This window comes from Shewanella atlantica (assembly GCF_003966265.1).
Lineage (GTDB): Bacteria > Pseudomonadota > Gammaproteobacteria > Enterobacterales > Shewanellaceae > Shewanella > Shewanella atlantica.
In genome coordinates, this window is record NZ_RXNV01000003.1 from 562,028 (window position 1) to 581,071 (window position 19,044).

A 19,044-nucleotide genomic window follows, 5' to 3' on the forward strand; every position below is an offset into this window, starting at 1 on the left:
ACTCATGGTTCTCCAGGTCAAAAACTTGTAATAAGGCCATTCTATACGCTGAACGCCTTCTATGCCATCGGCTATCTATATATGTGAACCTATCAGCGTACCTAACCTTTTAAACAGATTCCACTATTCTCGATGTAATCAAGTTAAAACTAGTTCAAAAAAATAGTTAAATCACAAGTTCATCATTCTTTCTTAAATCCGAATCAACAATTCAAAACTTTGGGGAACCGGACAAGCAACAGGAACAAAAAAGGCCGCAAACGCGGCCTTTTATCATTAAGCAGTTAATATCACTTAATCTTACTATGCAACTCCTGCACAGAGCTTACATTGCTACGATCATCCGCCGCATGCGCCATACAGGTCGCAAATGCAGCATTTAGCGTGGTTGTGTAATTTACCTTGTATCTCAGAGCACCACGACGCAACTGACGTGAGTCCTCAATCGCCTGACGACCTTCAGTTGTGTTAACTATGTAGGTGTACTCATCGTTCTTGATACGGTCAAGAATATGAGGACGACCTTCATGTACCTTGTTAACCAAACGAGGATTGATACCCGCTTCACCAAGTACAACCGCTGTACCGTGCGTTGCGTCGATCTCATACCCAAGGCCAATTAACTTAGCCGCTAAATCTACAACTCGTGCCTTGTCGCTGTTACGAACAGAGAGTAGCGCACGGCCTGACTTAGGCACTTCACTGGTGGCACCGAGTTGAGCTTTGGCATAGGCTTCAGCAAATGTCTCACCAACTCCCATCACTTCACCGGTTGAACGCATCTCAGGGCCAAGTAAAGGATCCACACCCGGGAACTTGTTGAAAGGTAATACCACCTCTTTAACAGAGTAATAAGGCGGGATAACCTCTTGGGTAAAGTTCTGTGACTTAAGGCTTTGACCCGCCATCACACGTGCAGCAATCTTAGCTAAAGGCACACCAGTGGCTTTAGAGACGAATGGTACTGTTCGCGCTGCGCGTGGGTTGACTTCAATCATATAGATCTCGTCATCCTTCACGGCAAATTGGACATTCATCAAGCCGATAACGCCAAGTTCCATCGCCAGCTTACCCACCTGCTCGCGCATACGATTTTGAATATCGTCGCTTAAGCTATAAGGCGGTAGTGAACAACCTGAGTCACCCGAGTGAACACCCGCTTGCTCGATATGCTCCATAATAGAACCGACAACAACAGTTTCACCGTCACAGACGGCATCGATATCGATCTCAATGGCATTATCAAGGAAGCGGTCCAGTAGGACAGGCGATGCATTAGATACGCTGACCGCTTCGTTGAAGTAACGACGCAAGTCCTGCTCATCATAAACAATCTCCATCGCGCGACCACCGAGTACATATGATGGGCGAACAACCAATGGGTAACCGATACGCTCAGCAGAAATAACCGCGCCTTCAACGGTTGTAACCGTATCATTTTCAGGTTGCTTCATCTCGAGACGTTGAATTGCCTGCTGGAAACGCTCACGATCTTCAGCGCGGTCAATGGCATCAGGGCTGGTACCGATAATCGGCACACCCGCAGCTTCCAAAGAGCGAGCCAGCTTAAGCGGAGTCTGACCACCGTACTGAACGATAACGCCTTTCGGCTTTTCAATACGAACAATCTCCAGTACATCTTCAAGGGTAACTGGCTCGAAATAGAGTCTGTCTGACGTGTCGTAATCTGTCGATACGGTTTCAGGGTTACAGTTAACCATAATGGTTTCATAACCATCTTCACGCAAGGCTAACGCCGCGTGCACACAACAGTAATCAAACTCAATACCTTGACCGATTCTGTTTGGCCCACCGCCTAAAATCATGATCTTGTCGCGATTTGATGGTGCAGCTTCACACTCCTCTTCATAGGTAGAGTACATGTAAGCCGTATCGGTTGAGAACTCTGCAGCACAAGTATCGACACGCTTATAAACCGGGAAGATCTCATGTCTTTGACGCAGTTTACGCATCTCCGACTCACTAATACCGAGTAAAAGTGAAAGACGAATATCGGAGAAACCTTTACGCTTTAACTTACGCAGGAATGCTTCATTCAAACCTGACATACCTGAGTCTTTAACTTCTGACTCAAGGTTTATCAGCTCTTCAAGCTGAACAAGGAACCATGGATCGATATTGGTCAGGCCAAAAATATCATCGACAGAGAGTCCTGCGCGTAGCGCATCGGCAATATACCAGATACGGTCGGCACCCGGCTCTTGAAGCTCATGACGAATACGCGCCAGTGCTTCACCCTCTTCGATATCGACAATTGGGTCTAAGCCATTCATACCGACTTCTAAACCACGAAGGGCTTTTTGAAGTGATTCCTGGAAAGTGCGGCCAATAGCCATCACTTCACCTACTGACTTCATCTGAGTAGTCAGACGGTCATTAGAACCGGCAAACTTCTCGAAATTAAAGCGAGGCAACTTAGTAACAACATAATCGATAGCGGGCTCGAATGATGCCGGAGTATTACCACCGGTGATATCATTCTTCAACTCGTCTAAGGTGAAACCTACTGCAAGTTTTGCCGCAATTTTTGCAATCGGGAAACCCGTTGCTTTTGAAGCTAACGCAGATGAACGAGATACACGCGGGTTCATCTCGATGATAACCATTCGGCCATCTTTCGGATTGATACCAAACTGTACGTTCGATCCACCAGTCTCAACACCAATCTCACGCAAGACGGCAAGCGATGCATTACGCATCAGCTGGTACTCTTTATCTGTCAGGGTTTGCGCAGGTGCGACCGTAATCGAGTCACCGGTATGAACCCCCATAGGGTCGAAGTTTTCGATAGCACAGACGATGATGCAATTGTCATTGCGATCACGTACCACTTCCATCTCATACTCTTTCCAACCGATCAAAGATTCATCGATAAGCAGTTCACTTGTCGGTGAAAGTTCAAGACCCTGAGAACAGATCTCCTCGAACTCCTCCTTGTTATAGGCGATACCACCACCACTACCACCCATAGTAAACGACGGACGGATAATACAAGGGAATCCAAGCTCTGCAACGACAGCATTAGCTTCATCCATAGAGTGAGCAATACCAGCACGAGGACATTCAAGACCTATCGATTTCATCGCAACATCGAAACGGCTTCTATCTTCAGCCTTATCGATAGCATCGGCAGTCGCGCCAATCATCTCGACATTAAACTCTTCGAGGACGCCTTTGCTCTCTAGTTCAAGCGCACAGTTAAGTGCAGTCTGACCACCCATGGTAGGCAAAATCGCATCGGGGCGCTCTTTGGCAATAATGTTACGAACAACTTCCCAGTGAATTGGCTCGATATAAGTCGCATCGGCCATCTCTGGATCAGTCATAATTGTCGCAGGGTTGGAGTTAACGAGAATGACCCGGTAACCTTCTTCACGCAGCGCTTTACAAGCCTGGGCTCCTGAGTAATCAAACTCACACGCTTGACCGATCACAATCGGACCTGCGCCCAGGATAAGAATACTTTTTATATCTGTACGTTTTGGCATCTCTTAAACCTTCTCCCGGACTATTTGGCGTGTTGACGATATAACTCGATCAGCTCAATAAAATGATTGAACAAAGGAGCTGCATCGTGGGGACCCGGACTCGCTTCAGGGTGTCCCTGGAAGCTGAATGCAGGCTTATCCGTCAAATGTATACCTTGCAGCGAACCATCAAACAGCGACTTATGTGTCACCTTAATATTTTCAGGTAAACTATCTTCATCAGCCGCAAAACCGTGGTTTTGGCTGGTGATCATGACATTACCTTGTTCGATGTTACTGACTGGATGGTTAGCTCCATGGTGGCCAAACTTCATCTTAGAAGTTTTAGCTCCTGAGGCTAATGCCAATAACTGATGACCCAAACAGATACCAAAGACAGGAATATCTGTCGTCAGGATCTCTTGAATTGCAGCAATCGCATAGTCACATGGCTCAGGATCTCCCGGGCCATTTGATAGGAAGATCCCATCAGGATTCATGGCTAACACTTCAGATGCTGGAGTCTTAGCAGGTACAACCGTCACATCACAACCACGGTCAACAAGCATACGTAAAATGTTACGTTTCACACCGTAGTCATAAGCAACGACTTTGTATTTTAGTTCAGACTCAGGCGTATCATCCGGCAGACCACCGACTAAACGCCAGCTTCCATTTCGCCATTGGTAACTTTTTTCAGTCGTCACCTCTTTGGCTAAATCCATGCCTTTTAAGCCAGGAAATGCTTTTGCTTCGGCCAGAGCCTTAGCGACATCCTGTTCACCGACCAGAATACATCCAGCCTGTGCTCCTTTTTCCCGCAAAATACGAGTCAACTTACGCGTATCGATATCTGCAATACCAACAATATTGTTGGCTTTAAGATAATCGCTTAAGCTTTGCTTATTACGAAAGTTGCTAGCAATTAAAGGAAGATCTCTAATAATCAGACCACGAGCATGTACTGAGTCAGATTCTTTATCTTCATCATTGGTTCCCGTGTTACCAATATGAGGATAGGTTAGAGTTACAATTTGGCGAGAATAAGACGGATCAGTCAGTATCTCCTGGTATCCGGTCATTGAAGTGTTAAAAACCACTTCACCAACAGCATGTCCATCGGCACCAATTGCTGTGCCAGAGAATACAGTTCCATCTTCGAGTACGAGTAAGGCAGACTTTGTCAACGCGACCTCCATAAAGAGCCAAGCCACTGAAATATAATGGTTTTGTTTATAGTTAAAATACCAACTTCCGCATAAATACGAAATTTTGACAAATTCGGACAAGCATATAGGCTTTTAACCGCTTCGTCTATTTTTTTCTGTTTTTTCTTCTTTGAAAAATTTTCACCTACGCTATGAGCGCCAGAAACAGCGACAATGAGCAGCTGATGTAAGGGACTAACGCGTCTGTGCATAACCCTTTCCTACACCGTCCTGGTGTTCAGGGATAAATACGTCCATGTATAAATCCCTTCCTTCGCAGTCCATGCGATCAGGGATAAATACGTCCATGTATAAAAAAACCGCCATATAGACGGTTTTTCATTAACTCTAATTGAGTCCTAATACCTGCTGCATATCATAAAGACCAGGATCTTCCTCTGCTAACCAGGATGCGGCACGCATGGCACCATTGGCAAAGGTCATTCGACTCGAGGCCTTATGGGTGATCTCTAATCGCTCACCGATATCGGCAAACATAGCCGTATGTTCACCAACTAAGTCGCCTGCACGTATAGTCGAGAAACCTATCGTTTCACGATCGCGTTCACCTGTGATCCCTTCACGGCCATATACGGCACACTTTTCAAGATCACGACCTAAGGTTTCTGCGATAACTTCACCCATCTTAAGCGCCGTTCCCGATGGTGCATCTTTCTTATATCTGTGGTGACCTTCGATAATCTCGATATCGGTATAGTCACCCATCACCTTTGCCGCAACCTCAAGTAACTTCCACATAAGGTTAACACCGACAGCCATATTAGGAGCCATCACAATGGGTGTTGATTCAGCATAAGCCGAAATCTGCTCTTTTTGAGCATGATTGAAACCGGTGGTGCCAATGACGATAGCTTTACCATTCTTTGCACACCAATCGGTATGAACCAGGCTCGCTTCAGGAGAGGTAAAGTCAATCAGGACATCGAAGTCATCAGCAACCTTATCGAGTGAATCCGTAATAGCTACATTCATTGCACCCACACCGGCAAGTTCACCAGCATCGACACCAATTAATGTCGAGCCAGCCCTTTCTATGGCTGCTCCCAACAAAATACATGGTTGTAGTCTGGCGGCTTCGATAAGAGTTCGTCCCATGCGGCCACTACCGCCCGTAATAGCCACTCTTACTCGTTCACTCATCATCAGTTTCCTTATGTAAGTCAATCTTGATCAACACTGTTACTAAGATCGAATAGCTACAGTGCTGATATTTAATTCAAAAAAAAGCCTAAGCATTGGCTTAGGCTTTTAATATTACAGAATGTCGAGCAATTCAACTTCGAATACGAGAGCCGAATATGGCGGGATAGATGCGCCAGCACCACGCTCGCCGTAAGCTAAGTGATGAGGAACATATAGCTTCCACTTAGCACCTACAGGCATAAGCTGTAACGCTTCGGTCCAACCAGCGATAACACCTGATACAGGGAACTCGGCAGGCTGATCACGTATAACAGAGCTATCGAATACATCGCCACTGATGAAAGTACCATGGTAGTGAGTACGAACTGTTGAATCAAGACCAGGCTTATCACCAGCGCCTTCATTGATAACTTCATACTGTAGGCCAGACTCTAGAGTCTGAACACCGTCACGCTTGGCATTTTCTGCAAGGAAAGTTTCACCTTCAGCTGACGCTGCTTCTGCAGCCGCTTCTTGTACTTTCTGAATACGCTGACTGATCTCAGTAAAAGCAACTTGAAGATCCTGCATAGCAACTTGGCTTTCTATGCCATCGAATGCATCCGATAGACCTAGCTGTACAGCAGAGATACTGATACCTTCAAATGAGTTAGCAGCTAATTGCTCGCCTAGTTGACGGCCTACACCGTAACTTGCTTGCTCTTCAATAGTAGTGAACTTGTCAGACATAATAATTCTACTCTCAATGATTCAATTAATTTCGCGCGACACTTTACCATATTCCCTGCGAAGATTCTTTATAACTAATAGATTATTTCGTAAATTGACAGCTGTTTTTATCCGCAGGTTTACTGGCCCGATATAAAGGCATCACTTGCGGTTGCATCTTAGTTAAATCATCGATTCTATGTCCATGTGAAGGGTGCGTAGACAACAACTCAGGCCCCTGCTCTCCGCCTTGTTTCGCCATATTTAACCATAATGCAATACTTTGACCAGGATCGAAGCCAGCGCGTGCCATTAATTCCACCCCCATGATATCCGCTTCACTCTCCTGCTCTCTTCCATAAGGCAAAATAAATCCAACTTGCGCCCCTAAGCCTAAAGCTGCCATATACAACTCTTTGTTGCTGATCCCACCAGCCCCAAGGGCCGCATCGGCAATTTGCATTCCTATCCCGGAAAGCTGTGCACGGGAAACCTGTTCATTACTGTGCTTAGCCAGCACATGTGCCACTTCATGACCAATCACAGTCGCTAATTGATGTTCATTCTCTGCAACATTCAATAAGCCGGTATAAACGCCGATGTGTCCTCCGGGCAGAGCAAATGCATTAACCTGCTCAGACTCAAACACGACAACATCCCAAGGTGTTGCGGAATTTGGCAGTACAGCGGTAACTCGGTTAGCTACACAGGCTACATAGCGATTTACCGCTGCATCCTGACTTATTTTTTCCTGTTTCTTTATTTGATCAAATGAGCTGCTGCCCATCTGGTCGATCTCTTGTGATGAGAAGAGTAATACCTGACTTCGTCCCGTAGGCGATTGATGTGTAGCACAGCCACTCAAAAACAGAAAAGTAGTGAATAGGATAACTAAGGTTTTCATGAAAAATAATCCTTTATATGAGATAAGAGTTTGTAGCTAAAGACCAGGCAGAGAAAGTAACGAGTTACGAGCTTAAGATATAAATTAGACGATAAATGCAAGAAAAAAGATAGCGTTTCAGCTAAACATTCGCGGCTCAAGCCGCTCCTACATAGAGAATGCCCGAGTTCCTAGCTCCTAGCTCCTAGCTCCGCATTAAATACAAATCCCCTCTTACGCCATCCATGGCGTTCGGGGATAAGCACATCTGACTAAAACCATACACAAATCCCTTCCATCGCTCTGACCGCAAAGGACTGTGGAAATGTGCAACAGATGTAGGGAACATCTGGCACCCTGCGATCAGGGATAAGTATATCTGAAAGATCCATACACAAATCCCTTCCATCGCTGTCCCTGCGATCAGGGATAAGTACATCTGAAAGATCCATACACAAATCCCTTCCATCGCTGTCCCTGCGATCAGGGATAAGTACATCCATGTACAAAAAAGCCCCGCGTTAGCGAGGCCTCTTTTAATAGCAAAGTGAGTTTTAGCTATTCAAGTCCTGAAAGAACTTCTTCACGCCGTCGAAGAAACCTTCAGCCTTAGGGCTGTGTTTCTTAGACGATGAACCGCTTAGGGTCTCATCGAACTCGCGAAGTAACTCTTTTTGACGCTCGTTAAGCTTAACAGGCGTCTCCATCACAACCTTACACAGCAAGTCACCAACCGCATGGCTACGCACAGACTTAACGCCCTTACCACGCATACGGAACATACGACCCGTTTGTGTCTCGGCAGGGATCTTAAGGTTAACCTTACCATCTAAGGTAGGCACTTCAATCTCACCACCAAGGGCAGCTTTACCGAACGAAATAGGCACTTCGCAATAAAGGTTATTACCATCACGTACGAAGATAGCATGCTCGCGCACACTGACCTGTACATAAAGGTCGCCAGCAGGTGCACCGAACTCGCCCGCTTCACCTTCACCAGAAAGACGAATACGATCGCCATTGTCGACACCGGCCGGGATCTTAACCGATAAGGTTTTACTCTTCTCGACTCGACCTTCACCATGACACTTGTTACACGGATCTTTAATGATCTTACCGCGACCATGACAGGTAGGACAGGCTTGCTGAACAGCAAAGAAGCCCTGACGCATCTGAACCTGGCCTTGACCATGACAAGTTCCACATGTCGTTGGCGATGTGCCTTTCTTAGCACCACTACCATCACATGTATCACAAGCAGCCAATGTTGGAATACGCAGCTCTTTAGTTAAGCCTTTTACCGCCTCTTCGAGAGACAGCTCAAGGTTATAACGCAAGTCGCTACCACGGGCAGCTTGACGCTGACCACCGCCACGGCGTCCACCACCGAAGATATCACCGAAGACATCGCCAAAGACATCACCGAAATCGGCATTGCCACCAAAGCCACCGCCACCGCGGTTAGGATCGACACCAGCATGACCAAACTGATCATAGGCCGCTTTCTTATCCGCGTCCGTCAGGATCTCGTAGGCTTCTTTCACCTCTTTAAAACTGGCTTCCGCCTGCTTATCTCCCGGGTTACGATCAGGGTGAAATTTCATGGCTAAACGTTTGTAAGCCTTTTTAATTTCACGTTCGCTGGCGTCACGGCTGACGCTTAATACTTCGTAATAATCTCGCTTTGACATAATCTCACGCTTTCTGTGTTGAAGTTGTAGCTGAAGTACCAGCTAAAGTTGCAACTAAACTTGAAACAACGGGCGTTAGAGTAAAACTCATAACGCCCGCATAAAATAATTTAGGGGTTAGCCTATATTATTTCTTGTCATCTTTCACTTCTTCAAACTCAGCATCAACAACATCTTCATCTGGCTTAGCCGCTTGTGCTTCACCTTCTGGAGCCTGTTGTCCCTGCTCAGCTTGTGCTTTAGCTTGGGCAATTTCCATCAACTTCGAAGACGCTTCCATCAGCTCTTGAGTTGATTTTTCGATAGCTTCTTTGTCACTACCTTTAACAGCAGTTTCTACCGCAGCCATCGCAGCTTCAATCTTCTCTTTTTCATCAGCTGGTAATGCTTCACCGGCTTCTTCAATCTGCTTCTTAGTCGCGTGAACCATGCCGTCGGCTTGGTTACGAGCCGTTACTAACTCTTCGAACTTAGCATCTTCGTCAGCGTGTGCTTCAGCGTCACGAACCATAGCTTCTACTTCTTCGTCACTCAGACCAGAAGAGGCTTTAATGGTGATGTTCTGTGCTTTACCGGTTTTCTTGTCTGTAGCCGATACATGCAAGATACCATCGGCATCGATGTCGAAAGCAACTTCAATCTGTGGCATGCCACGTGGAGCAGCTTCGATACCTTCCAGGTTAAATTGACCCAGAGACTTGTTACCGCTTGATTGCTTACGCTCACCTTGAAGTACGTGAATCGTTACCGCACTCTGGTTATCGTCAGCAGTCGAGAATGTCTGGCTAGCTTTAGTCGGGATAGTGGTGTTCTTCTCGATAAGCTTAGTCATTACGCTACCCATAGTCTCAATACCAAGAGATAGTGGAGTAACGTCCAGTAGCAGTACGTCTTTAACATCGCCAGAAAGTACACCGGCTTGAACCGCAGCACCGATTGCAACCGCTTCATCAGGGTTAACGTCTTGACGTAGCTCTTTACCGAAGAACTCAGAAACCTCGGTGCGAACCTTAGGCATACGAGTCTGACCACCAACAAGAATCACTTCGTTGACATCAGAAACGCTAAGGTCTGCATCGGCTAGAGCAACTTTTAGTGGCTCAAGAGTACGAGTAATCAGGTCTTCAACTAAAGACTCTAATTTAGCACGAGTGATCTTAACCACTAAGTGCTTAGGACCTGTTGCATCGGCAGTGATGTAAGGCAGGTTAACTTCAGTCTGTGATGCGCTTGAAAGCTCAATTTTTGCTTTCTCTGCAGCTTCTTTCAGACGCTGCATCGCTAGCGGATCGTTACGCAGGTCAAGAGATTGCTCTTTCTTGAACTCATCAGCCAGGTAGTTGATTAGACGGTTATCAAAATCTTCACCACCTAAGTGAGTGTCACCGTTAGTCGCTAGAACTTCAAAAGTCTGCTCGCCGTCAACGCTGTCGATTTCGATGATAGAGATATCGAAAGTACCACCACCTAAGTCGTATACAGCAACGATGTTGTCACCTTGCTTCTTGTCGATACCGTAAGCAAGTGCAGCCGCTGTCGGCTCGTTGATAATACGCTTAACTTCAAGACCGGCGATGCGACCAGCATCTTTAGTTGCTTGACGCTGTGAATCGTTGAAGTATGCAGGAACAGTAATAACGGCTTCAGTTACTTCTTCGCCTAAGAAATCTTCGGCAGTTTTCTTCATCTTCTTCAGAGTTTCAGCAGAAACCTGTGGCGGAGCCATCTTCTTACCATGAGCTTCAACCCATGCATCGCCATTGTCGGCACCGATGATCTTGAACGGCATGATGTCTACATCACGCTGAACTTCGTCATCTTTAAAACGACGACCAATAAGACGCTTAATTGCGAAGAAGGTATTTGTTGGGTTTGTAACAGCCTGACGCTTTGCAGGTTGACCTACTAAGATCTCTTCACCAGTGTAGGCAATGATGGAAGGGGTAGTACGATCGCCTTCGGCATTCTCCAATACGCGCGGTGTGTCGCCATCTAATACGGCTACGCAAGAGTTAGTTGTGCCTAAATCGATACCAATAATTTTACCCATGTGGTGCTCCTGAAATCTTTTCTATATAAAAGCTAAATTTGTTATCTGATTGGAGATATGGGGACGGGCCAAACCATTTTCAAGCCTTAATTTTAGCTTAAAGTGAGTGTCCTGCGTTTCCCGATATCTTTCCTTAACACCCTATATTGGGTCGTTGATATCGAATACAAGGGGGAATTAGTAAAAATAGTGACATAGATAAATTATTTGATCGCTAACTCACAATTGGCAAAGGGGATACCGTATAATGGATACAATAATGAAGAGTGACGATTTTGCTAGCTTAAAACTAGTCATAAAGTCGTCACCGAGTTGTCTCTATATGTTCGCTTTTGTAAGAGTAAAAAATGAAACAATCCAATCAGGCTTACCTCTACGGCATCGGCGCTATCTGCCTTTGGTCCACTGTCGCCACCGCCTTTAAGCTGGCATTAGCCCACTTAACACCACTGCAGTTGGTGTTTATCGCCGTGTTAACCTCAATATTTGCCTTAGGTATTATTCTTACGGCCCAACGTAAACTAAGTCTGATAAAGACACAGTTTTCTCAACGCCCTCTGTTTTATCTGCAGACTGGATTACTCAACCCGTTTCTTTACTATCTTGTACTGTTTAAAGCCTATGATCTTCTTCCTGCTCAACAAGCACTCTCGCTCAATTACACCTGGGCCATCTTATTGCCACTGCTTTCGGTGCCTTTATTAGCTCAGAAGCTGAGAAAAAGTGATATGACTGCTGCAGTCATAGCGTATTTAGGTGTATTCGTCATTGCCACCAATGGTGAGCTGACAGGGTTTTCATTTGAGAGTGGTACCGGAGTCATGCTGGCACTGACCAGTACCTTACTCTGGTCGCTCTATTGGATAATCAACACTAAGGACAAGGGCGACCCCGTGGTCAGTCTACTTCTCAGCTTCCTCGTGGGCTTCCCGTTCATCTTGTGCGCCTTGTTATTCACTCAAGAGCTGCCAAGTTGGAACGCTCAGGCCTTTGCCGCCGGCATCTATGTGGGTCTGTTCGAAATGGGCGTCACCTTCGTGCTCTGGTTAGTGGCTCTGAAAAAGGCCGATCGCACCGCCAGCATCAGCACTATGGTGTTTATGTCTCCTGTCATGTCTATCGGCTTTATCGCCTGGATATTACAAGAGGAGATAGCAAAGTCGACCTATATAGGACTCACCCTAATCTTAACGGCGCTTGCCCTGCAGCAATTACTGCCCCACCTGAATAAGCTGCGCAGTAAAGTCCGCACCTCAGGTGAATCCATATAAGCAAGCACCGAGCTTTCCACAGTAAAAAGCCCACATTGTGTGGGCTTTTTACTTTGTCTGATTTAGTTCTGGTTAATAGCTATAGCTGATGATGTACCTCTATCTGACCGACACCGACATTAACATTCAATTCGCCAAACCCCGTTTGCTCTTCTTTGTGATAAGCCTGCCTTACAAAGTGTCTGCTAACTTCAACAGCTTGTCCCTGCAGATCAACTGAAACCTCTCCAACGCCTGATTCTAATGATACTGAGTGATATAAGATTTCATGTCTAACTTCTGCATGACCTACACCTAAATCGATATCGATGTCGTTTTCCATGTTAGACACCTCAATGCTACCTACGCCGACATTCAGGTTCACTGCCGCCTGGCGAGGAAGATAGATTTTCCATTCCTGTTTAATATCATCCTGCTCGTTCAGTTTGAGGGTGATCCTTTTACCGCCCTGATCGACATCCAATTCGACACCACTGATATCGGCACTCCCCCAGAATGTAAACCAGCTGCTCTCTGTCGGGCTCACCACCACTTCGACTCTAATCTCCTGCTCATCGGTCGCAAATACCTCAGCCGAGCCGACATCGATATCGAGTACCACTTCCTGACCGTTATAGCTATATAGTTGGCTTAATGTTCTATCGGTATCGGCCTGAACTGCGGTGATAGCTAATGTAGAAAAAGCCGCTGAGATCACCAATAAACTACTCACGGTCGCTGTAAGACATTTTTTTATTAACTTGTTCATTAGTGCCATCCTGTCATTGAATTCCCTTGGAATATACACAGATAAAGCAAAAGCCAAGCCAAACTTGCTTTTCACTTGTATTTCAATGAATTAATTAAATTGAATGGGTTAGATTTATGGAAGTTATCAGACTTGATAGCGAGTTGCGCCAAGGCTTGGTAAATTTCACCACAAGTGGATCAACTCGCCGGATAACAAGTTTTAAATCACACTAGCTTCTAGCTTCAAATATAAAAATGCCGCACTCTGGTTAGTGCGGCATTTATCAAACATCAATCATGGATCCGTGCTCAATGTACCTCAGCTTAGGCTATTTCCCGCCAGGCTCGGCATATTTGTTCATCCAGCCTTCCACCTGGTTATACCAATAAATAGAGTTATTCGGCTTCATGATCCAATGGTTTTCATCGGGGAAGTAGATCATGCGAGATTCAATACCGCGGGTTTGCAGGGTGCGGAATAACTCGAAGCCCTGACCCACTGGGACACGGTAATCTAACTGTCCATGCACCACTAAGGTTGGCGTATTGAAGTTCTTAGCACCATAGTGAGGTGAGATAGCTTTATAAATTTCAGGCTTTTCCCAGTAGCTGCCAAATCGAGTGCTATGCACCGAGAAATCCGCCGCCATCTGCGAGTACATGTTATATACCGCGGCATGAATAAACAGGGCATTAAACGGATGCTCCTGACCTAAGATTATTGAGGTTAGGTACCCCCCATAACTTGCGCCACCAGCCACTAAACGATCGTTATCAATCCATTCTTTTTGTTTAAACCAATCGGTGGCTTTAAACACATCTTCCAGTGACTTGTTTTTCCAATCGGGATTAATACTGTCGGTATAGTCTTGACCGAAGCTGTTTGAGCCGTGGAAATTAGGCCACGCAGTCACATAACCCCAGGAGGCAAATGTCTGAGCATTCCAGCGGTAATGGAAACCGTCAGATATCGCGCCGTGGGGACCACCGTGGATCAGCATCATTAAAGGGTACTTTTTGTTGCTATCGAACCCAGGTGGGTAATGCACCCACATCTGTACATCTTCATCGTTATAACCTTTATAGGTTACCGACTCATAGGTTCCCATATCGACATCGGCAAGAATATCGTCATTGAAACTATCTAAACGAGTTGTTTTACCGTTAGCTGGATTAATTTTGACTACGCGAGCCGGATATAAAAAGCTATCGTTTGCCGCCACTAAGGTGCCATCTTGTGCAATAGAAGGCTTACCGAAGTTGGTTTGTTTGGTGATTGGCTTGATTTTGCTACTTCTGGCATCGATATGATAAATGCGGCGGGTTGCAGCATCATCTATAGCAGCGTAGAAGCCTTTGCTATCTGGAGTCCAATTGAACCGAGTAACAGAGCGATCCCAGTCCGTGGTAATTTCACGCTCAGTGCGTTTGTTCACATCAAGTAACACCAAATTCGCAGTATCGGCATAAAAACCATGAATAAGTTGACGAGTGAAGGCTAACGTCTTGCCATCGGGACTAAAGGTAGGATTAGTATCCGGAGCTTCATTTTTTGGGGTTAAGTTTTCTACTTTATCGCTACCAATCTTAGCCATAAAGATATCGACTTTCGGATCGACCTGGTTTGCCCAACCATTGCTGTTAAAGGCAATCAGACGCTCATCGACTGAAATATCATAGTTAGCGGCACTTTGAGATGAACGAGGTAACTGTCTATTGAGCGGTTGTGTGATCGCTTCAACCTCCCCCCCCTTCGCCGGAATACGGAAAACGTGCGCTTGGCGGTCCTCCTCAATCCAGTGATCAAAACTAGAGTAAGGCAGCGCGTTCCATTGACGCGCAGAAACCTTATCGTCTTCATTGGCTTTTAATTGCTCGGCCATTTCGTCCCAGCTCTTGCCGGGGAAAACACGGCTAATAAAGTAGATATGTTCACCCACCCACTTCACGCCTTTAACACCGCCCGGCACATTGGTGAGTCGCTGCGCTTCACCGGGCTTATCCATCGGCAACAGGTACACTTGCCCGGCGTCATCTTTATCACGCTTGCTCACGAAAGCGAGTGTCTTACCATCGGGCGAGAAAGTCGGCTCACTGACTTTCAGACCTTCGGCAGTTATCGGCCGCTGATCAGAACCATCTTTAGCAAACAACCAAAGTTGAGTCGCCCCCTTGTCCTCAGGAACATCATATTGAGTTACGGGTGCAATAATATACTCGCCCTGTGGTGAAACAATTGGGCTACCGATACGCTTTAATTGCCACAGCAGATCGACAGATAGCGTTGTAGCTTGCTCTGGTTTCACTTGCTCTGGTTTAGTTTGCTCTGCAAACGCCGATGCAAAAGGCATCAAGATGCAAAGCAGTAGAATTCCGACTTTCTTCAAGAGTCTTCTCCTTGATTGGATTGTTATTTTTGTTATTGCCAACACAAGAAGGCAACGCAGCGAGTGATGACATCAATCTAATGGTAATCGAATAGTCATCGAATTAACATTACTGAGCAAGACAGCTATCCCCTTTATCACATCAACACAGAGCTATTGTCATACTTAACAATTAAATAGAACTTAATTTGTAAAGCCGGCACCTAGATAGCTCAACAAGAACAAAGGAGATAATTAACAAGAATAAGGCTATGTTCTCCTGAATCGACACCAATAATTTAGGATAATACCAGTTAGCTGATTCGTAATCTCACACTAAAAACTGAGTCGTCCCTATTCTCATCATCGACAAATTTAAGGTTTTACCAAGCGTTCATTAAAACTCTTATAAAAGCTTAGTTATTCTTAGGCAGGTAATATCTCCTCCATAGATTTAACCTTTACGATTAAACAGTTCCTATGAGGCTTATTATGAAACTTACAAACCTAACTTCTATGAAGAATATCTTTCCTGTATTGGCTATCGCGTTCGCATCTATTACGGTCGCAGTTCCAGCTCAGGCAACCCCCTTACCCGTTGTTGTTGCCACTTTTAAGTCGGTAAACACCTCGATGCAGTTCCATACAACACCTAAAGCCTCCTTCAAAGCGTCAAATGGCCTTGAAATAGCCATACATATGCCACGTAGTTCGGATGACAACCGTGTCCTGATAATGGATAAAGATTGGTCAATTATCCCAAACCATCACACAGATGCGAACCATATGGGGATAATCGAGGCCGCATATGAATATGCCCGCAGCCAAGGATTGAATGTTGAGCTGAAAAAGGCTGACCAATTCTATTACGACGGTAGCCATGGATTTGCCTACGAGGTCTTGGTTAAAGAGGCCTGAAAAAGAAAAGGAAGCTAATGAGCTTCCTTTTTTTGGCTTAAAAGGTCAATTAACCCCTTGCGGTATATTCCCCAACACCGATCCACTTATAGGTGGTCAGCGCCTCGAGTCCCATGGGGCCTCGGGCATGCAACTTTTGGGTGCTCACCGCAACTTCGGCGCCAAGGCCGAATTGACCGCCATCGGTGAAACGAGTACTGGCATTGACGTAGACGGCCGCCGAGTCCACTTCATTCACGAAGTGAGCCGATGCATGAATGTTGTCGGTTAAGATCCCTTCCGAGTGGCCACTCGAATAGGTCCTGATATGCTCGATCGCCGTATCGATATCGCTGACAACCTTAACGCCTAAGGTGAGTGATAACCACTCTTGCCCATAAGTCTCTTCGGTCGCTATCGAGATGGCTACGCCCTGTTTATCGGCGATAATTTTGGCTCGCGAGCAACCATAGAAACTAACACCTGATGCAGCAAGATGAGTATAGAGTTGCGGCAATAACTCATCCGCAATTGACTCGTGAACTAACACAGTATCGAGGGCATTACAGACCGTTGGACGCTGAACCTTGGCATTGGCAATAACGTCAATCGACTTAGCAATATCCGCATCTTTATCCGCGTAGAGATGGCAAATTCCTATGCCGCCTAAAATGACCGGAATCGTCGCCTGCTCGGCGCACAGACGCTGCAGGTTTTGACCACCCCGGGGCACTATCATATCGACAAACTGATCGAGTTTAAGCAGGCCGCTGACTAAGACTCTGTCAGGGCTTTGAATGAGCTGTACGCTATCTGCCGGCAAGCCTTGCTCAACCACGGCTGTACGAATCGCTTCACTAAGGGCAAGATTAGACTGCAGTGTCTCTTTACCTCCTCGCAGGATCACGGCGTTGCCGGTTTTCAGTGCCAGCACGGCAATATCTACGGTCACATTAGGGCGCGCCTCATAGATGACACCAATCACTCCAAGGGGCACACGACGTCGTGATAACCGCAGGCCATTGTCTAATAACTGACTTTCCAGCTCTGTGCCTACCGGATCGGTTAAATTAATCACATTATCGATATCAGCAATCACGCCTTGCAGGCGTGACTCATCGAGCAATAGACGATCGATCATGGCATCATTGAGACCATTCTCCCGCGCAGCCGCAACATCTTTTTCGTTTGCAGCCAGAATGGTGGCGCTATTGTTTGTCAGGCTATTGGCGATAGCACTCAATAACGCCTGTTTCTGTTGGCCGGTTAATCCCGCTAACGCATAGCTTGCCTGCTTCGCCTGTTGTCCCAGTGTTTGCAGATAAACTGCATTATTCTCAATCACGTCACATCACCTTCATTTTCAGCGGACCTGATTTCCAGGGCCTGTAAACCTTAATTCTAAAGCACAACCATATCATTACGGTGAACCACGGCATCACCATAATCGTAACCAAGCAGAGACTCGATATCATCCGAGTGGTTACCAGCTATCAGGTGCAGATCTTTGGCACTATAACGGCTCATGCCACGCGCAAACTCCCTGCCATCACTATCGACAAGTTGCAGCGTTGCACCTCGCTCAAACTTGCCTTCGACTCTGACAATGCCCTTAGAGAGCAAACTCCTCCCCTTTTGAGTCACGGCATTTTGGGCGCCCTGATCCAGTATTAACTTACCTCTGGTTGCCTGGCCAGCTAAGATCCACTGTTTACGGCTCTCCAATGGATTTTCCAGCGCCGTAAAGTGAGTTCCTACAGACTCCTTGCAAACGGCATCTTGTATGACTCTGGGATGATGTCCCGATGCAATAATCACTTCGACACCGGCACGTCTCGCAATATCAGCCGCTTCTAGCTTAGTAGCCATGCCTCCGGTTCCTAAACCTGAGACGGCACCACCGGCGAGAAGCCGAAGACTGTCATCAATATTGACCACTTGCTTAATGAGTTTCGCATCGGGATTCGAACGGGGATCGGCATCGAATAGCCCCCTTTGGTCGGTTAACAGGATCAGAAGGTCCGCATCACAAAGCAGAGCGGCGCGGGCTGAAAGGTTATCGTTATCACCCACCTTGATCTCATTGGTCGCAACTGCATCATTTTCGTTAATGATAGGAATAATACCCTGAGCCAACAGCGCATTAAGCGAGTCTCGCGCATTGAGATAACGCTCTCTGTCATGAAGATCGGCGCGGGTTAACAGCAGTTGGCCCACGTGAAGGCCATAGATACTGAACAGTTGCGCCCAGGCTAAAATAAGCTGACTCTGCCCCACTGCGGCCAGAAGCTGTTTATTGGCTACGGTATCGGGAAGTTCGGGGTAACCCAGATGCTCACGTCCGGCGGCGATAGCCCCCGAAGTACACAGTACGACCTCTACTCCGGCTTTCATTAACGCTGCCATCTGCCTCGCCAACTCAACCATATGCGCCTTATCCAGCTGTCGACTGCCGGATGTCAGAACGCTTGTTCCCAATTTTACCACTACGCGGCGGTAACCAATCTCACTTAAGTTCATTTTCAAAATAGTAAATAAAGCCGAACTTAGCGTTATACCCAATCTTGAGGCTAATTGGTAGTCGACCAT

General features: G+C 46.3%; 14 protein-coding genes. 2 read left to right on the plus strand and 12 right to left on the minus strand.

What is annotated here, in order from left to right; all coding sequences use genetic code 11:
• Window positions 1-290: 290 nt before the first annotated feature.
• The 8 genes from carB to dnaK form a co-directional block, all read right to left on the minus strand.
• Entirely contained in the window at window positions 291-3,509 is a 3,219-nt protein-coding gene (gene carB / locus EKG39_RS10970) for a carbamoyl-phosphate synthase large subunit (RefSeq protein ID WP_126505775.1), read from the minus strand.
• A 20-nt stretch (window positions 3,510-3,529) separates the two neighbouring features.
• Window positions 3,530-4,687, minus strand: coding sequence for a glutamine-hydrolyzing carbamoyl-phosphate synthase small subunit (carA, locus tag EKG39_RS10975; RefSeq protein ID WP_126505776.1), 1,158 nt, complete (start codon window positions 4,685-4,687; stop codon window positions 3,530-3,532).
• Window positions 4,672-4,908, minus strand: coding sequence for a hypothetical protein (locus tag EKG39_RS10980; protein WP_126505777.1), 237 nt, complete (start codon window positions 4,906-4,908; stop codon window positions 4,672-4,674). Before EKG39_RS10980 ends, carA begins: the two co-directional genes overlap by 16 nt.
• 136 nt (window positions 4,909-5,044) lie before the next feature.
• Window positions 5,045-5,857: a 4-hydroxy-tetrahydrodipicolinate reductase gene (gene dapB, locus EKG39_RS10985; RefSeq protein ID WP_126505778.1), complete on the minus strand. Its 813-nt coding sequence runs from the start codon at window positions 5,855-5,857 to the stop codon at window positions 5,045-5,047.
• A gap of 114 nt (window positions 5,858-5,971) precedes the next feature.
• The gene (gene bamJ / locus EKG39_RS10990; RefSeq protein ID WP_126505779.1) at window positions 5,972-6,589 is read right to left on the minus strand and encodes a BamJ family beta-barrel-assembly machinery protein; all 618 of its coding nucleotides are present in this window, start codon (window positions 6,587-6,589) and stop codon (window positions 5,972-5,974) included.
• A gap of 82 nt (window positions 6,590-6,671) precedes the next feature.
• Window positions 6,672-7,472: a M48 family metallopeptidase gene (locus EKG39_RS10995; protein ID WP_126505780.1), complete on the minus strand. Its 801-nt coding sequence runs from the start codon at window positions 7,470-7,472 to the stop codon at window positions 6,672-6,674.
• Window positions 7,473-8,005: 533 nt separating this feature from the next.
• Window positions 8,006-9,142: a molecular chaperone DnaJ gene (gene dnaJ, locus EKG39_RS11000; protein WP_126505781.1), complete on the minus strand. Its 1,137-nt coding sequence runs from the start codon at window positions 9,140-9,142 to the stop codon at window positions 8,006-8,008.
• 127 nt (window positions 9,143-9,269) lie between these two features.
• Complete coding sequence (gene dnaK, locus EKG39_RS11005; RefSeq protein ID WP_126505782.1) at window positions 9,270-11,192, minus strand: molecular chaperone DnaK; 1,923 nt, start codon at window positions 11,190-11,192, stop codon at window positions 9,270-9,272.
• A gap of 347 nt (window positions 11,193-11,539) precedes the next feature.
• On the opposite strand from dnaK, the gene EKG39_RS11010 reads away from it, so the two are divergent.
• A complete protein-coding gene (locus EKG39_RS11010) occupies window positions 11,540-12,463 on the plus strand; it encodes a DMT family transporter (protein WP_126505783.1) in 924 nt (307 codons plus the stop codon).
• Window positions 12,464-12,542: 79 nt separating this feature from the next.
• On the opposite strand, the gene EKG39_RS11015 is transcribed toward EKG39_RS11010, so the two are convergent.
• Window positions 12,543-13,211 carry a hypothetical protein gene (locus EKG39_RS11015; protein ID WP_126505784.1) on the minus strand — a complete coding sequence of 223 codons (669 nt, stop codon included), beginning with the start codon at window positions 13,209-13,211 and terminating at the stop codon, window positions 12,543-12,545.
• A 310-nt stretch (window positions 13,212-13,521) separates the two neighbouring features.
• The gene (locus tag EKG39_RS11020) at window positions 13,522-15,579 is read right to left on the minus strand and encodes a S9 family peptidase (protein WP_126505785.1); all 2,058 of its coding nucleotides are present in this window, start codon (window positions 15,577-15,579) and stop codon (window positions 13,522-13,524) included.
• Between the two features lie 471 nt (window positions 15,580-16,050).
• Between EKG39_RS11020 and EKG39_RS11025 the strand changes: the two genes are divergently transcribed.
• Window positions 16,051-16,476: a hypothetical protein gene (locus EKG39_RS11025; protein WP_126505786.1), complete on the plus strand. Its 426-nt coding sequence runs from the start codon at window positions 16,051-16,053 to the stop codon at window positions 16,474-16,476.
• Between the two features lie 49 nt (window positions 16,477-16,525).
• Here EKG39_RS11025 and EKG39_RS11030 read toward each other — a convergent pair whose 3' ends face one another.
• Both EKG39_RS11030 and proB read right to left on the minus strand, forming a co-directional pair.
• Window positions 16,526-17,800: a glutamate-5-semialdehyde dehydrogenase gene (locus tag EKG39_RS11030; RefSeq protein WP_126505787.1), complete on the minus strand. Its 1,275-nt coding sequence runs from the start codon at window positions 17,798-17,800 to the stop codon at window positions 16,526-16,528.
• Window positions 17,801-17,856: 56 nt separating this feature from the next.
• The gene (gene proB, locus EKG39_RS11035; protein ID WP_126505842.1) at window positions 17,857-18,975 is read right to left on the minus strand and encodes a glutamate 5-kinase; all 1,119 of its coding nucleotides are present in this window, start codon (window positions 18,973-18,975) and stop codon (window positions 17,857-17,859) included.
• Window positions 18,976-19,044 lie beyond the last annotated feature (69 nt).

Excerpts from the sequence above, each read along its gene's own strand:
- dnaJ (WP_126505781.1), bottom strand. The coding sequence starts at position 9,142 with ATGTCAAAGCGAGATTATTACGAAGTATTAAGCGTCAGCCGTGACGCC.
- proB (WP_126505842.1), bottom strand. The coding sequence starts at position 18,975 with ATGAACTTAAGTGAGATTGGTTACCGCCGCGTAGTGGTAAAATTGGGA.
- EKG39_RS11015 (WP_126505784.1), bottom strand. The coding sequence starts at position 13,211 with ATGAACAAGTTAATAAAAAAATGTCTTACAGCGACCGTGAGTAGTTTA.
- EKG39_RS10980 (WP_126505777.1), bottom strand. The coding sequence starts at position 4,908 with ATGCACAGACGCGTTAGTCCCTTACATCAGCTGCTCATTGTCGCTGTT.
- bamJ (WP_126505779.1), bottom strand. The coding sequence starts at position 6,589 with ATGTCTGACAAGTTCACTACTATTGAAGAGCAAGCAAGTTACGGTGTA.
- EKG39_RS11025 (WP_126505786.1), top strand. The coding sequence starts at position 16,051 with ATGAAACTTACAAACCTAACTTCTATGAAGAATATCTTTCCTGTATTG.
- carB (WP_126505775.1), bottom strand. The coding sequence starts at position 3,509 with ATGCCAAAACGTACAGATATAAAAAGTATTCTTATCCTGGGCGCAGGT.
- EKG39_RS11010 (WP_126505783.1), top strand. The coding sequence starts at position 11,540 with ATGAAACAATCCAATCAGGCTTACCTCTACGGCATCGGCGCTATCTGC.
- EKG39_RS10995 (WP_126505780.1), bottom strand. The coding sequence starts at position 7,472 with ATGAAAACCTTAGTTATCCTATTCACTACTTTTCTGTTTTTGAGTGGC.
- carA (WP_126505776.1), bottom strand. The coding sequence starts at position 4,687 with ATGGAGGTCGCGTTGACAAAGTCTGCCTTACTCGTACTCGAAGATGGA.
- dapB (WP_126505778.1), bottom strand. The coding sequence starts at position 5,857 with ATGAGTGAACGAGTAAGAGTGGCTATTACGGGCGGTAGTGGCCGCATG.
- dnaK (WP_126505782.1), bottom strand. The coding sequence starts at position 11,192 with ATGGGTAAAATTATTGGTATCGATTTAGGCACAACTAACTCTTGCGTA.